General features: G+C 39.6%; 19 protein-coding genes. 3 read left to right on the top strand and 16 right to left on the bottom strand.

The features are described 5' to 3' along the window. Position 1: 1 nt before the first annotated feature. From ATG70_RS06480 to dat, 3 genes are all read right to left on the bottom strand, one after another. A complete protein-coding gene (locus ATG70_RS06480) occupies positions 2–3616 on the bottom strand; it encodes a dynamin family protein (RefSeq protein ID WP_179886206.1) in 3615 nt (1204 codons plus the stop codon). 191 nt (positions 3617–3807) lie between these two features. Continuing rightward, entirely contained in the window at positions 3808–5298 is a 1491-nt protein-coding gene (locus ATG70_RS06475; protein WP_098443529.1) for a DEAD/DEAH box helicase, read from the bottom strand. A 212-nt stretch (positions 5299–5510) separates the two neighbouring features. Then, positions 5511–6332 (bottom strand): D-amino-acid transaminase, encoded by an 822-nt coding sequence (gene dat / locus ATG70_RS06470; protein WP_098443528.1) that lies wholly within the window; start codon positions 6330–6332, stop codon positions 5511–5513. Positions 6333–6527: 195 nt separating this feature from the next. Between dat and ATG70_RS06465 the strand changes: the two genes are divergently transcribed. Continuing rightward, complete coding sequence (locus tag ATG70_RS06465; RefSeq protein WP_098443527.1) at positions 6528–7073, top strand: hypothetical protein; 546 nt, start codon at positions 6528–6530, stop codon at positions 7071–7073. 37 nt (positions 7074–7110) lie between these two features. Here ATG70_RS06465 and ATG70_RS06460 read toward each other — a convergent pair whose 3' ends face one another. Continuing rightward, positions 7111–7887: an SDR family NAD(P)-dependent oxidoreductase gene (locus tag ATG70_RS06460; RefSeq protein ID WP_098443526.1), complete on the bottom strand. Its 777-nt coding sequence runs from the start codon at positions 7885–7887 to the stop codon at positions 7111–7113. Between the two features lie 174 nt (positions 7888–8061). Here ATG70_RS06460 and ATG70_RS06455 point away from each other — a divergent pair, with 174 nt between their 5' ends. Continuing rightward, complete coding sequence (locus ATG70_RS06455; protein ID WP_179886205.1) at positions 8062–8949, top strand: helix-turn-helix domain-containing protein; 888 nt, start codon at positions 8062–8064, stop codon at positions 8947–8949. A gap of 1 nt (position 8950) precedes the next feature. On the opposite strand, the gene ATG70_RS23025 is transcribed toward ATG70_RS06455, so the two are convergent. From ATG70_RS23025 to ATG70_RS06440, 5 genes are all read right to left on the bottom strand, one after another. Further along, entirely contained in the window at positions 8951–9046 is a 96-nt protein-coding gene (locus tag ATG70_RS23025; RefSeq protein ID WP_425589651.1) for a putative holin-like toxin, read from the bottom strand. Between the two features lie 93 nt (positions 9047–9139). Then, entirely contained in the window at positions 9140–9280 is a 141-nt protein-coding gene (locus tag ATG70_RS22420; RefSeq protein ID WP_179886204.1) for a hypothetical protein, read from the bottom strand. 135 nt (positions 9281–9415) lie between these two features. After that, positions 9416–10069, bottom strand: a complete 654-nt coding sequence (locus ATG70_RS06450; RefSeq protein WP_098443524.1) for a uracil-DNA glycosylase family protein — start codon at positions 10067–10069, stop codon at positions 9416–9418. A 16-nt stretch (positions 10070–10085) separates the two neighbouring features. Continuing rightward, entirely contained in the window at positions 10086–10910 is an 825-nt protein-coding gene (locus ATG70_RS06445; protein ID WP_179886203.1) for an SGNH/GDSL hydrolase family protein, read from the bottom strand. 68 nt (positions 10911–10978) lie between these two features. After that, the gene (locus tag ATG70_RS06440) at positions 10979–11905 is read right to left on the bottom strand and encodes a DUF459 domain-containing protein (protein WP_098443522.1); all 927 of its coding nucleotides are present in this window, start codon (positions 11903–11905) and stop codon (positions 10979–10981) included. A gap of 193 nt (positions 11906–12098) precedes the next feature. On the opposite strand from ATG70_RS06440, the gene ATG70_RS06435 reads away from it, so the two are divergent. Further along, on the top strand, positions 12099–12389 hold the full coding sequence (locus ATG70_RS06435; RefSeq protein WP_098443521.1) for a HesB/YadR/YfhF family protein: 291 nt from the start codon (positions 12099–12101) through the stop codon (positions 12387–12389). 37 nt (positions 12390–12426) lie between these two features. On the opposite strand, the gene ATG70_RS06430 is transcribed toward ATG70_RS06435, so the two are convergent. The 7 genes from ATG70_RS06430 to ATG70_RS06400 form a co-directional block, all read right to left on the bottom strand. Next, positions 12427–12738, bottom strand: coding sequence for a hypothetical protein (locus ATG70_RS06430; protein ID WP_098443520.1), 312 nt, complete (start codon positions 12736–12738; stop codon positions 12427–12429). Then, entirely contained in the window at positions 12738–13178 is a 441-nt protein-coding gene (locus tag ATG70_RS06425; protein WP_098443519.1) for an acyl-CoA thioesterase, read from the bottom strand. Before ATG70_RS06425 ends, ATG70_RS06430 begins: the two co-directional genes overlap by 1 nt. Positions 13179–13291: 113 nt before the next feature. Further along, positions 13292–13501 carry a small acid-soluble spore protein Tlp gene (gene tlp / locus ATG70_RS06420; RefSeq protein ID WP_098443518.1) on the bottom strand — a complete coding sequence of 70 codons (210 nt, stop codon included), beginning with the start codon at positions 13499–13501 and terminating at the stop codon, positions 13292–13294. A gap of 79 nt (positions 13502–13580) precedes the next feature. Next, positions 13581–14069 carry a hypothetical protein gene (locus ATG70_RS06415; protein ID WP_098443517.1) on the bottom strand — a complete coding sequence of 163 codons (489 nt, stop codon included), beginning with the start codon at positions 14067–14069 and terminating at the stop codon, positions 13581–13583. A gap of 52 nt (positions 14070–14121) precedes the next feature. After that, positions 14122–14646: a hypothetical protein gene (locus tag ATG70_RS06410; protein ID WP_098443516.1), complete on the bottom strand. Its 525-nt coding sequence runs from the start codon at positions 14644–14646 to the stop codon at positions 14122–14124. Between the two features lie 137 nt (positions 14647–14783). Beyond that, on the bottom strand, positions 14784–14927 hold the full coding sequence (sspN, locus tag ATG70_RS06405) for a small acid-soluble spore protein N (RefSeq protein WP_098443515.1): 144 nt from the start codon (positions 14925–14927) through the stop codon (positions 14784–14786). Between the two features lie 57 nt (positions 14928–14984). Further along, complete coding sequence (locus ATG70_RS06400; protein WP_098443514.1) at positions 14985–15113, bottom strand: FbpB family small basic protein; 129 nt, start codon at positions 15111–15113, stop codon at positions 14985–14987. Positions 15114–15240 lie beyond the last annotated feature (127 nt).

Here is a 15240-nt window from a genome sequence, read left to right as displayed (position 1 = left end):
CCTATTCCCCCAATAAGTTCGTTTGAATTCTTGCTACATTTGACTGTTTCGTTTGTAAGAAACCTTTTGATAAATTACTATTTAACATGGTTGTTCTCGTTTCAATGTACTCCCTTATTTCGTTTTGGATCTCGTGCTTCATTTCATCAAGGTTTTCTTCATAAAAATTCGTCGCCATTGACGCAATCACCTGTTGTTCCGTAGCTAAATAGTCACTAACAGGCTGTTGAAATTCCTTTTTCAGCACATCGTGTAAGTTATCTCTTCCATTTTGTTCAAAAAATTGCTTTGAAGATTTAAAAGAACTCCGCGCTAACTTTACAAGTGCTTCACTGCTGATCCAGGTTGTGAGTGAAGCTGAAAATGCAGGTGTCGCCATATCCCTTGATTCGTTAGACACATAGCGGAAATCTGTTAAGTGGTTTCTAATTGTCATCTGCATGTCTTTCTCATTCTTTTGAAGCTCTCGCTTAATAAACCGATCGATCCGGAGTGACGCCGCTCTCAACTCTTGAAGAAGATCTTGTTCAATATCTTCTAGAAGTGAACGCGATGCAGCATTTAGTCCATCACGGCTTTGAATGATAGAGGGGTTAAATGCTTCCTTAAAGAAGTCATTAAAACGGTAGAAAAGGCGTTGCGGCACGTAGTGCACAAGTTCTGTTAACTCCTGTTCAATTTGTTGTAAGGAGTTTGAAACGGCATATTGCTCCACTTCTTCAATCGCCTCATCACTTTGAAGGTACAAGCGCTTCAGCTGCTCTTCTTTTTCATTGGCATTCAATTCAAAATGCTCGATCCAATGGGCGATTTCTTCTCTGATACGGGTTATTTCACTTAGGCTTGCTTCAACGGCCATTTTCGATAGATCTGTTCGAATAAAGCGATAAAAGCGTTCTTCAAAAGAAGCAAGTCCACCTTTATTTCTGAGTTGTTTTGGTAACTTTGAAAGAAACGCTTCATCATCCTCACTTAGCGTTTCTGATGAAAGCATTCCCGCAAGGCTTGAAACCGGATAAAGGGATGGATAGCGAATCCCATACTGCTGCAGCTGTTTATTCACGTGATCGAGTACAGTGCGAAGTTCCCCGTCGTTTTCTGCAAGATCAGAAGCATTTAGAAGAAAGAACATCTTATCCATCTCAAACACATCTTTCACCCGCCCAAGCTGAATTAAGAATTCGCGATCTGCTTTTGAGAAGGCGTGATTGTAATAGGTCACATACAGAATTGCGTCAGCGGCTTTCATATATTGAAAAGCAACGCCCGTATGTCGAGCGTTGATCGAATCCGCTCCAGGCGTGTCCACAAGCGTTATACCTTCTCTCGTTAGAGGACAATCGTAATATAAAGAAATGGAAGCGATAAAAGCTGCTTTTGATTCGTTTACAATCATATGTTCGTATTCTGTTATCGTTACTTCTCGGTCCATTCCAAGGTACGAAAGCTCCCCTTCTCCCTTAACGACCGCGCGTAAAAATAACGCGTGAGGTTTTGTTTCGGCCGACTCCCGCTTGAACAGCTTACCAGCTGATATAATTTGCAAACTGTCTCGAAGCGAAAAAGCCTGTTCTCCAAAATAAGAAAGAGAATGATTTAAGTCTTCAAGAAGCTCCTCTTCCGTCTTGTAATGAATCATCGCCGTTTTATGTGCGTGCTCCGTTGTAACAGGACAAATGCGGTTAAGCGTTGCCGTCGTTGGATTCGGCGAAGAAGGTAATATCTTCTCACCTATCAAAGCATTCGCAAAAGATGATTTGCCAGCACTAAATGCACCAAACAACGCAACTGTGTAAGATTGATCCGCAAGTTTACTCGCTTTTTTTATTAAATTTTGCTTCGTATGATCGAAACCTGGAAGATCGGTTAGTTCAGTCGCGATATTTTGAAGCGCCTGTACAGTCGTTTCAGAAGTAGGAAGGTCATCATCATTCTTTTTAACAACTTCCTCTACTAAGGAGCCCTCATTTTCGCTGTGAATTTCATTGTTTGTTTTTTCGATGGACTCCACAATAATGACCTGCTGGCGTTCCTCTTGTCGATCTTCACTGTTCGCTATGCGTCTAGCTTCTTCATCACGACTTCCTTCAAGAATCGCCCATAGGCCGTTAGCTTTCTCACTCACCAATTCCATCTTTGCTAAGAAGACTTCGGAATCTTTTTCTCCAACTTGAGTTTCAAAAGCTTTTTGGACATCCATCGCGATTTGGTTATGCTCTACATTCACCTGATCAATGAGCAAATTCTTTCGTTTTTCTGCTTGCTGCTTGATTTGAGTTTTCATGCTATAAGCGACATTTTCGGTATAATGAAGCACCGCTTCACCCGTTGCACCGTTCCCCTTTTTTGCTTCTTCTTGAATAACGGTGAAATCGACGTGGAATGAATCATCTAAAACTGGAGGGTCGACTTTCGTTAAGGCTGCAGTCGATTTTAGCTCCTGAAGTAGCTCCTTAAAATGCCATTCAAGCTGTGACTTCACTTGTTCCTCTAAACCTGATACAAATGCCTCGTATCGGATCGAACGTTCCTGCTGTGTTTTTTTGTCACGAAAAATTAGCCCAACCTTAAATCCAGATTGTAAAGATTCTAGATAGGCACGCCCTGCCTCCCTTACTTCATAAGGCATTAGAATCGCGCTTTTCTGGATCGTTGAAGCTTCAGATTGAAACTCCTCTTCAATCAGCTTGATGCGCTCCTTTGAAAAAGAGAGTTTGGTTTCCATCTCCTCATAAGCTTGGATCACCTCATTATCCTCATCAACCGTGTCAATGTTTTCAATAAGTTCGATCGCCGCATCGTAAACTCGCTTAACTTTATCCTCGGGAGTTTTCTTGGAAAGACCTTCGATGTAGGTTTTCAACTGATGAAATTGGTTTTGAGGATGGTTTAGATCACGCAGGGAGATAAAGAAAAACGATTCGAGTGACATCCCCCACGTCTCAAAAGACTCCACAACTGATTTCTTGAAGGATTTGAATGAAATCTCAGCTTCGTTATGTTTGTCAATTTGGTTCACAATTAGTATGATTTTCTTATTTTGACGATATAACTCGCGGATAAACTGATAGTTTACTTCCGATTGAACATGGTTATAATCCATCACATAGAAAACGACATCTGCTAAATACATGGATGACTCGGTCGAAAGCCTATGAGCCTCGTCAGTTGAATCGATTCCAGGTGTATCAATGAAAATAACGTCTTTTTCGATCTTAGATGGCGCAGATAATTCCACGCGCTCTACTTCCTCTCCATTCAGGCAGTAACCTTTTACTTGATCGATATCATATGGCGCTTTAAAAATCATTTTTTTGCCATTGATAAAATGAACAGAAGCACCTGATTGTCCAGACCGGATACGAACCGTATTCGCACTTGCAGGAATAGGACTTGATGGCAGTAAATTGGTTTCAAATAACGCATTAATTAATGATGACTTTCCTGCAGAAAAATGCCCCGAGAAAAGAAAGTGCTGTTCACCACTCATCAATTTATCGCTTAATTGTTTCATTTTCGATGCTTCTGCATGCGCTAACTCTGTTTGGATGAGAGCAAGACGTTCTAGCAGGACGTCTTCTTTTACTTTCGTCTGTGACTGGTAATCATGCTTCATAATATCCCGCTGCCTTTCCGTAAATAGTGTCTCTCTAAGAATAACGCTTTCAGTGACATTTTCCCAGTATTGTCTAAAAATATTCTCTCTTATCATCAATGAAACCAGAAATGAATTTGATTGGGTTTTTCACACTTATTGATCATGACAAATAAAAAAAGCCGGGATTTCTCCCGACTTTTTGGCATGTCTTATTTATTTCCTTTGTCGTTAAACTTACGACGCTTGCTAGCGCCTCCGCTGTTACTACGATCTCCGCGATATCCGCCACCGCTTCCACCTTTACGGCCTCCGCGATCATTGCTGCGGTTACGGTTGCGGTTTCCACCGCCACTGCCGCCACGGCCATGAGCTTTTTTAGCACGAAGTGGCGCGATTTCAGTAATCTTAACTGGAGTCGTATCCGGCTCTTTTGTTAGCAACTTAAGAGCTGCAGAAAGAAGCGTTACTGAATCATGATCATCAAGAAGTTGTTCAGCTGATGAACGGTATACTGAGTGATCCTGCTCTTCAATTGTGCTTTGAAGCTGCTGAATCGCCATTTGCTGCTGGCCTTCCATTGCTTCAGCAAAACTAGGAATCGTACGCTTCTGCATGTCTTTCTTCGTGATCTTCTCAATCACTTTCAAGTGATCATACTCACGTGGAGTGATGAACGTTGAAGCAAGACCTGATTTACCAGCACGGCCAGTACGACCGATTCTGTGAACGTAGCTTTCAGGATCTTGAGGAATGTCAAAGTTATAAACGTGCGTTACACCACTAATATCTAGACCACGTGCCGCAACGTCTGTTGCTACCATGATGTCAATTGTGCTGTCTTTAAACTGTTTAATAACTTGATCACGCTTCCCTTGAGGAAGGTCACCGTGAATTCCTTCAGCCATGTATCCACGCTTCTTAAGTCCTTCAGATACTTCGTCTACGCGCTTTTTAGTTCTTGCGAATACAATCGCAAGCTCAGGAGACTGAGTATCAAGAAGGCGACAAAGAATATCGAATTTCTTAGAATCACGAACTTCATAGTAATGCTGTTCAATCGCAGGAACAGTCATTTCTTTCGATTTCGTTCTAACTGTTTCAGGGTTGCTCATGAATTTCTCTGCAAGAATTGCGATACGTTTCGGCATTGTCGCAGAGAATAGAAGCGTTTGACGCTTTTCAGGAACACCTTTTAGAATTTTTTCGATATCTTCAATGAAGCCCATGTTAAGCATTTCATCTGCTTCGTCAAGAACAACAAATGAAACTTCTGAAAGACGAATCGTTTTACGTTCCATATGATCAATAAGACGCCCTGGTGTAGCAACAACTAGTTGAGGTCTCTTTTTAAGTGCTTTGATTTGGTGAACGATGCTTTGTCCACCGTATATAGGAAGGGCACGCACGCCTTTTGCTTGACCAATACGGTTCAATTCTTCTGCAACCTGTACAGCAAGCTCACGTGTTGGCGCAAGAATGATTCCCTGTACATGAGATAGAGAAGTGTCAATCTTTTCAATCATTGGGATACCAAAAGCAGCCGTTTTACCAGTACCAGTTTGAGCCTGACCGATAACGTCTTTGCCTTCAAGCGCTAGAGGAATCGTACCTGCTTGAATTGGTGTCGTTTCTTCGAATCCCATTTGATTAACTGCTTCTAGCAGCGTATTACTTAAACCTAGATCTTGAAATTTTTTCAACTTTTAAAAACTCCTTTTTACTTTTAAAATGCATTAAATGCTATAGACGGGAGAAAAATCTCCTGATAATGTTCAAAAAAGCATCTCCCTAATGTTGGAAAACGCTCGGAACAAGCAACTCTTCATTCACATATAGCCAAAGTTAACAGTACCACTGTTTCGTGCAAAATTCAACTAAACAAAATAAAAAGATTTTTGTTTAAACCAATTGATCACCTTAAACGACTAGTGAATTTCGCATGAAGAGATAAAGTTATCACGCCTTCTTTTCCAGTTCCAATCGGTTGACCGTTCACTTCTACTATCGGTCTTACTTCTTGCGTCGTACTTGAGATAAACACCTCATCACTATTAAGTAGATCCTGCTTTGTAAACGCTTCTTCCTCTACTTGTATTCCCAGTTCATTGGCATCAGAAAGAATAACTTTTCTCGTAATTCCATCCAGAATAAAATGGTTGGCAGGGTGCGTATAAAGTACGTTGTTTTTTACGATAAATACATTCGTAGAACTTCCTTCCGTTACCCATTCCCCTCGATGAAAAATCGCTTCATCGACATTCTGTTCGTTTGCAAACTGTTTTGCCAGCACATTTCCGAGTAAATTCAAGCTTTTAATGTCACACCTTAACCAGCGGATATCTTCTGTGAAAACAGCTCGTCCTGGTGAGCGTGATGGCTCTTTCTCGTATTCTTTTGTATAGGCTACAAAGACAGGTTCTGTCTTTGCCGGAAACGGATGATTTCTCGGAGCAACACCCCTTGTCACCTGCATGTAAACATGCCCACTTTGCACAGGAACTTGCTGAATGAGCTTGTTTAAATTGGCTTTTAATTTTTCTTGAGTAAATGGTAAAACAATTTTAATCTCACCTGCGCTTCTTTCTAATCGATCAAGGTGTGCATCCAATTCGAAAAAAACACCATTGTAAATTCGTACGACTTCATAAACGCCGTCACCAAATTGGTAACCTCGATCTTCAATATCTATTGTTGCCTGATCTCTTGTCATTAAATCGTTGTTTACTAAAATCATCTTCCCACTCCTCTAGCCATTTTTTTCCCTCTCCACAATAACATATTCGACTGCTTGCCTTCACCTGTATTTTTCTGAATAGTTTTACTTATTACAATTTATGCCAAGTTTATCTTTTTCTAGTTTACAAACAGCATTGAATACACTAGAATTTGTAATCGAAAGGGAATTTTCTAAAAATTAGGAGGGTTTTGAATGAAACGATTTTTACCGCTAGCGATGCTGCTTGTTTTCGTTTTTGTAGCTGCTTGTAGCAACAATGAAGCAAACGAAGGCGGCGCTACGAATAATTCAGGAAGCACAGAAGAAACAAGTGATGCTAGTGAAACGGATGTAAAAAGTGATCTTCTCGACTTTCAAATGAATTTAATTCAAACAGTTAATAAGAATGATAGTCCTATCTACGCTTTTGAAGCTGCTAAAGTGGTGGAAGAAAAACCATCTGATGAAGAGCTTGCTACGATGAAAGCTGATGCTGAAGCAGCTGCTAAAACCGTTGCTGAAGATGTTCGTGCTGTCGAAGTCCCAGCTGAGCTGGACACTTACAAAAGCGACATTGAAGCAGCATTAGAGGATCTTGCTAAATCTTATGAAACACGTGCCGCTAATCTTTCTGACGAGCCTGAAGCAACTTATGAAGAAAGCGATGCACAATTCGCTTCTTTTGAAGAAAAAATGGCTACAGTTTACGAAGATGCTGGCCTTACAGCGCCAAGCTTTTCAGCTGATTTAGTCGACTAATAGGAAAACCGTTACTCAGCTGAGTAACGGTTTTTTTCTAAAATCCATAGCTCGTCATTCCACCGTCTACAAACAGCGTTTGACCTGTTATGTAATTTGATGCATCAGAGGACAAAAATACGGCTGCTCCAACTAAATCCTTTAGTTCACCCACTCTTTTCATTGGAGTACGATTTAGTATATCTGCTAAGTACTGCTCATCTTGCAATAACTTTTCTGTAAGTGGTGTCCTAAAATACCACGGCCCAATTGCATTAACTGTAATACCATTCTCAGCCCATTCTAGTGCAAGGTTTTTTGTCATCTGAATCATACCTGCTTTAGATGCTGCGTATACGACTCCTGTTCTTAACGCAACGTGCCCCGCAACAGAAGAGATGTTAATAATCTTTCCCCCTCCACCTTGTTTCATTACTTCTGCACACTTTTGCGACATAAAAAAAGCGCCCTGCAAGTTTGTTTGGAAAATTTGCGTCCACTCCACTTCCGTCACATCGCTCGCTTTTGAGCGAATATTCATTCCTGCGTTATTAATTAACACATTAATCTTTCCCGCTTCTTTTTCAATTTGTTGAACAGCTTCTGTGAGTTCGCTCTCTTTTGTTATGTCAGCTCGAATGGGATAAGCCTTTCGACCAACATCCCGAACAAGTCCAGCTGTTTCTTGAATATCCGCTTCTGTTCTTGCTAGGACCACAACATCAGCCCCTGCTTCTGCCGCTCCTATCGCAAGTGCTCTCCCAATTCCTTTTCCTGCACCTGTCACGACAACGACTTGATTGGTTAATTCAAATGATGGTAAATAAGACAACATTTCTCCTCCTTTTTATACAGCTAACTTAGCCTTATAATAAAGAGTTTCTCGACCAAGTGAAAAATCCCTTCATACATATTAGTTTACATAATAATATTACTGTATTTTATTTAGAAAAATATGTATTTAAAAGAGAATCGTGATACAATGAGGTCAAAAAAAGGGGGATTGCAGGTGCGTCAGGATACACTCGGATATGCGTTGCGCGAACTTCGATTGTACCTTGGACTATCACAGTCCGATTTATCAGAAGGCATCTGTACACAAGCGTTAATAAGCCAGATTGAAAACAATGATGTATCACCTTCCGCAGAGCTTCTTTACCAATTGGCATCAAGACTTGGCGTTGATATTAATTATTTTTTTCATATGAAAGAGACACCTCGCCTTGATTATGTGAATGAAGTGATTCGACAGGTTAGAAAACACATTAAACGGCGCGAGTATCGTGAAGTTGCTGAAATCCTTCAAGCAGAAGAAGCGAACCCGCTATTTCGAACAGTAAAGAATAAACAATTCTATCTCTGGCACAAAGCGATTTGCACCTATTATTTAGAACGAGACCCCCACTCTGCACTTCAACTTCTAGATGAAGCCCTACGCCTTACAACGACTACTTCCAAGAATTACTCAGAACGTGAAATCGAACTACTCATTAGCATGGCAATCTTGTATAGTGAGGAAAAAGATTGGGAACGCGCGCTACCGTTATTTCATAAAGCGCTCTATCATGTTCGCTTTTTCCCCATTATTAATGATGAAACGATTGAAATCCGTCTCTATTATAATTATTCCAAAGCTCTATCCACTTGCCGAAACTACGAGAAAGCTCTGTCCATTGCACGAGAAGGATTTTTACTTTGTCGCGAGAAACAGCGCCTCTATCTTTTTGGCGAACTTAGCTATCAGTGTGGCAAGCTTCACTATCTACTCGGCAAGCAAGAGTTAGCTTATGAATATCTCGCGACAGCCTCTACCATTTTTGAACTTGATCAAAACCAGGTTTTTAAAGAACATGTCGATCATTATGCAAAGAAAATTGGAATGATTCAAAATGCGTAGCTTATTTATGCTTTGTCTTTTCAATCAAAATAACGATGAAATTAAAGAGAGACACGAAGAAAAGTCCTGCCGTAATAAACAATGTGAGTTCTTCCATAGCATGTCCTCCTTTCAAAGAGATCATGGACTATTCATTCGGTTTAATATAAATTGGAAAGGTGCAGACACACGACAGACCCCTTTTCATTAATTAATGACAATAAGGTAGATCTTCATCTTGAACAACATATGCTGATGCTTGAATGATGTCAGTCGAATGATGAGGGGTGATCGCATATCCACTCATGAATACCAACGAGACGAGAAGTAAAGCTGCCCATTTCTTCATCATGTCAACCCTCCTTTCATTACATTTATATTACAACGGAGCCAATATTTATGCATTCGCTCTATGTGCTGTCTTATTTCATAGAAAAAGCCCCATACGAATTCGAATGGGGCTTTTCGTTCTATTCAATAAACATCCTTATATTTTATGACAATTAAACGCATCAACTACCCTATTGACAGGCTCCTGATAACGCTCACGACTCCAAGAATTATAGCTAGGATGAGGAACGTCCTGCACTATCGTCCATTTATCACTCGATACATTTGCGAGTTCAAAATACTTTTGAGCAAATCGTCCACAGGGGACGATCGTCACTTCTCGATCGATCAGTTCCATCAATCGGTTTTTGAATTTTGTTAAAAGAAGTTCATTAACCTTAACTAACGCTTCATCTTTAAAAGGCGTTTTCTTTGCAGATGTTCGAATTGTACCCAGACAATCTAGTAACTCACGGTTGCTTTCTAGATCTTCAGATGCATAAGGTCTAGCTTGCATTGGTATATTACAAACATTTAGCAAACCGACTACATCAAGAGAAGGTCTTTCCAACTCTTCTTCACGGTGCTTTTTCAATAATAGTCCAAGAGGCTTTGCATAGTCTGGCCCAAAAAGCTTCTTTGACATCGTCGCACCTGAAGGACCAGCAACGGGTACGCCGTTTTTCACTTCCGCTACGTGTGGAGATTCTAATATAAAAATAAGCTTTGTTTTCGATGAGATGACTTCTGGCACTTCGTAATTTTTCGCAAGTGCTTGGTATTGCCGTTCAAATTTTTCTGATGCATCCATAAACCATTCCCTGCCTTTATCGATTTGCTACGTTATTTTCTTTTAAATAAGACACTATTCGATCTCCCATCAAATGATAACCATCATCATTAGGATGGAAAGCGTCTTCGTATAATAAGTTCTCCTCACTTTCAAGAAACAAATCAGCAACTGGTACAAACGTTGCATCAGTTGTATCTGAAACCGTTGAGCGACTTCCTTGATTCCAATCATCCACAATTTCATTCATTTCAGGAATATCTCCAAATGCTTTCGAAAAGGGATTGAATAAACCCGTAAAATAAATTGGCGCATCGGGATTAAGGTTACGTATAGTAGCTAAAATAGTCGTCAGGTTTTCTAGATAGATTTTCTTTTGAAGAGTGAAAAACTGCTGATCCAAATTCATAAAGTGATTTTTCACAACACCGAAAAGATCATTTCCACCGATCGTTAAAAAAATATAATCAGCCTTTTGAACCCCATTCCGCACAGTTTCTTGTTCAAGCCGTTTTAATAGATCCTTTGTTTCACTTCCTGTAATGGCATAATTCTTAAGCGTGACAGTTGCATCTTGATCCTTTTCAAAATACTTATCACTTACATAGCCAATGTATCCTTCTTTTGCATGGTCTCCAACTCCTTTTGTTAAGGAGTCTCCAAGTCCTACAATTCGAATTTTTTTTGGCTCGTCAAGATCCGGTTCCTCTTGAAACGCTTCCTGTATTTTATCACTCAATGGGAGTGAATTCGTTTGATCAGAGTGTGAATCCGTGTTGAAATAAAAATAAGTGAACGTCCCTGCCCCACTAAAAATTAAAAGAATCAGGGTGATTAACAACCATTTCATCCATCGCTTCATTGTCATTTTCCTTTTCTCTATCCATTGTTACTACTATTCTATCAAAAGGAGTATATCTCGTACACGTGCTATTCAAAAGGGATCTCTTCGACAATAGCGTCTTGCTTCAATCGATATTGAATTTGTCTTGCAATGAGTTCATATCCTTGATCGTTCGGATGAAATCCATCTTCAAAAAATAAATTCTCATCAACTGAGCTAAACAATTCATATATCGGTACAAATGTCGTACGATTATCCTTTTCTACTGTGTCTTGACTTGCGCCATTCCACCTTTGTACAATTTGATCAATTTCTGTCACCGATTGAAAATTCTCTAATAATGGATTATATAGGCCAATAAACAAAATCGGTGCATCAGAATTGATGCTTCGAATACGTTTCATAATCGCATCAAGTCGTTCAACATAGCTTGTTTGTTCACGCTGGAAAACATCGATCTGTAAGTCTAGAAAATGTTCTTTCACAACTTTCATTAAATCATTTCCACCAATGCTCATGACGATCAAATCAGCTTCTGCAAGCGAAGCTTTCGCATTATTTTCTACCAACATTTTATATAATTTAGGAGTTTGTCTACCATGAACCGCGTAATTTTCAACTAATATCGATGTATCTGTATCACGCTCAAGGTTCGCAGCAAGCCTTCCGATGTATCCTTGATCTGTCGAATCCCCGCTACCTTTAGTGAGAGAATCACCGAGGCCTACAATTCGAATATCTGGATCTGTGACTGCTTTTTCAACTTTCTCAGGCTTATGTTCTTCTTTGATAGCAGTCACTTCTGGTTCTATATCCGTTTTAGCTTGATCATTTTTATTTGCTATTGATGAAATGACAGTTTCATTTGGTGCTTCACTCATCACCATCATGGATGCTGCTTGCTTTATTTCATTCAAACGCTGACTGCGGTATTCCATTATTGGTTTAATGCTTAATAAAATACCTCCAGCAAGAATGAGGAATAAAAACAGCCATACTCTCTGTTTTTTCATTTAAAAACCTCCTCATTACAATTCTTTTTATACCCTTATTGTATGAAGAATTAACGCAAAATACGAAATGCTTCCATTCAAGGTATGGAATTATTGCCATTTTTTCGTTCCATAACCTTTTTCTTTTTGCAAGTTCCCTCTACTTCTTTATAATAGTATGAGTAGACCCGTTCGGCAAAGGAGGAAATGACACTTGAAAATGACAATTACAAAACCGGCTATGAACTGGTTTAAAAGAGAAATGGACCTTGAAAAAGGGGATCATCTCCGCTTTTTTGTACGCTTAGGTGGATGCAGTACTGTACAAGATGGATTTTCACTTGGCATGACTGTGGAAGAGCCAATTGAGCCTGCTCTTATGCTTGAAGAAGAAGGCATTACCTTTTTTGTAGAACAAAAGGACATATGGTTCTTTGAGAATCAAGATTTCACTGTTAAATTCAGTCGAAATAAAGAAGAAATTCAGTTTGTGCACGGAAATTGATGTGAAAAACGCGAAAGCCTCTCGCTTTCGCGTTTTTTTAATAGATCTTTTTTAGCCGAAATCGCTGAATGTGAGAGCGTAAACCTTCTTGTTCAAGAATTCGAATTTGGTCGTCTCCAAGCAAGTCAAAATGCGGGAACATTTCCCGTTCGTGCATCCACTCTCGCTTTAATCCATACTGTTGGCCCCATTTTGCAAGCTTTTCTTTATCACTGCATCCCGCTTTTGTAACTGAATGAAATTGTGGAAAACGAGGATCATACCAAAAATGAGTTAATAAAGCGATTTCTCCTCTTTTAACCTTTGCTTTCCATTCTGAAAGCTCACCCTTTGACAAGCCAAATGCCATTATTCAGCTCCAGAAGAAGCAGGTTGCTTTTTGGCATTTTCATACGCCTGATGCCATTCCGGAAACTTTCTTCGAATAGATACAGGACGGAACGTATCTCGCTTCACGCACGTATGCATTGATTCACCCGTCACGCAAATATCACCGTCTCCATTGATTACTTCATACCCATAATTGACGCGAAGACCATCATAAGAATCCACCCAGGTCTTCACTCTTACTTCATCGCCATATCGAACGGGATGTTTGTAGCTTGCTTTTATATCCATGACCGGAGATAGAATCCCCTCTTTTTCCATGTCAGCGTACCGGAATCCTAAATCATTTATTAAAGCTGTTCTGCCAAGTTCAAACCAAACAAGATAGTTGGCATGATAAACAACCCCCATTTGATCGGTTTCTGCATATCGAACATCTATTGACGTAGTAGCTATGTACATCCTGTTTCCTCTCCTAACTTCAACGTGGTGTCAATTCTATTTTATCATAAACCTCCCATGAAGCATGAATAAGAAGGACTGAATGACGTTTTGTCATTCAGTCCTTAAACTACTTATTGTTTTGATTCATCTTTAATTTCATTTCGCATTGACTCAATACTTTGTTTTCTGCGCTGATTCTTTTCTTTAATCGCCTTTTTTTGTATATCGCTATCCGTAAATTCTAAAGATGCTTCAGCATCATGAATATTCTCAATCGTGTCTTGTACCATGCTCTTTAATTTTTCTGCGTTATCTCGACGATCATCTGCATTTGCTTTCAAAGTAAGCCCTCCCTGTTTATAAGTGAAATGACAAGGTGTTACGAGCTTATTATGGCTTACAAATTCATGAGATATGCGCTTAGGACTGGAGACTTTTAGGTAAGGTCCCTTCTAGCTTCCCTTCATAAAATAACATCTCTTTCCGAACGTCGGCTGAACACCCATTATTAAGAAGGATGTTTTCAGCTGCTGTAAATACCTGTTTCAACATACGAATGCCCATCCGATAATCTACTACTACGTTTTCCTGAATTTGATCTTCATACGAAGATAATTCAACGAGAAGCCGATACGTGCATTCCAATAATCGAATCGGTACGTCGTTAGGGGAGTGATTTCCTCCTTCCTCAAGGAAAGATTGAAATTCACGGTCATCTTCATCACACATAAGGAAAAAAGACCCTGGGACATCATGTAGGTCGTGCTCGATATCAGAAATTGTAAGACTCATGACCGCTAGCCTCGCTGCAAAACCACCTACGATTGATGCAGTTCCACAACCATAAGGTGGCCCAGATGCTTCAAGCATACGGTAAATGTCACTACCTAACTCTTCTTTATGATCCACTTCTATCACCTCTCCTATAGTCCCATACCCTTTCTTCTTCTACTAAAATCTTCTAAATGGCTTCTTCAAAAATAATCGGGCTCATGTACGTTACGCTTTTTTTTGAAATCTCGATTAGATTCTGCCAGTATTCTTTCACACTTTCCTGATGATTTCCTTGATCAAAGCTAATTTGAAGCCAAGATAATTCCTCAAGAAGCCTTACAGAAGAGCCAATCCATATTTTTCTATCTTCTACTTGTAGCACAAATGGTTCTTCAAATCGAAAGGGAAGATAGATACCAGACTGGTTAGGGTGTAGAATAAGGTGTTGAAAAATCGTCCCTTTAAATAAACGTGCATATATGAGAAGGACACGATCATTTTTGGCTGCTGCTTTTTTCAATTGATGAAGAGTTTGCGCTTCTCCTAACTCTAGACTTGCAATGGTACGATCCCAATTTAACTCTTCACGATATGGAACGAGATAACCCATTTGCTGCATTTTTATTTCAAGTTCTTTCACAAGAAGATCTTCATTTCGCTCTGCTTCACTGCCCTTAGCTGTGATTGGTTCAATTCTTGCTGTAATTGTCATAATGTTCCCCCCGAAAACGTTTGTCTCCTAAGCTTTCGCGACACTTCCATCCTTTAGGACGACTTTACATGAAATGAAAAGAAGTTGTTAAAATTGAAATAAACCAGAAAGAGTTTTCCTTTCTGGTTGTCATCAGCCTATTTCCCTTTTGGAGGGGCGTAGTCCGGTTCAGCGTTTCCTTTTGTTTGCATCTGTTTTCCTTTGTTCCCCTCTGCTTCAGGATTCACAGAAGCGAGGTGATTAGGCTTAAATGATTTAGGGAACTTTTTTGGATTACTCATATTAATCTCCTCCTTTACGCTATAGGCTGTGCAACTAGAGGAGAAATATCTACCCGTTTACAAATTTTTTGCATGTTTTTGTTCGAATTTATCTTCAATGCGGTCAATCGCTTTCTTGTCACTCATTATTTCCAATTTATTTTGCATAACCAATTCTTTAAATGAAACCTTCTTAGACTTTCTCATATTAGTCTCCTTTCCTCTTCAACAGGTTTTAAAACCATTATTCCCGATTTATTGAAACTTATTACAAAAATCCGATTTTTTTGTTTATTATAATGAATTTTTTGTGTTTACAATGTCGTAATAAACA

Origin of the sequence: Bacillus sp. es.036 (genome assembly GCF_002563635.1) — a bacterium.
Taxonomy (GTDB): domain Bacteria; phylum Bacillota; class Bacilli; order Bacillales; family Guptibacillaceae; genus Guptibacillus.
The sequence above is the reverse complement of the archived record's forward strand: the minus strand, read 5'-3'. Positions and strand labels throughout refer to the sequence as shown.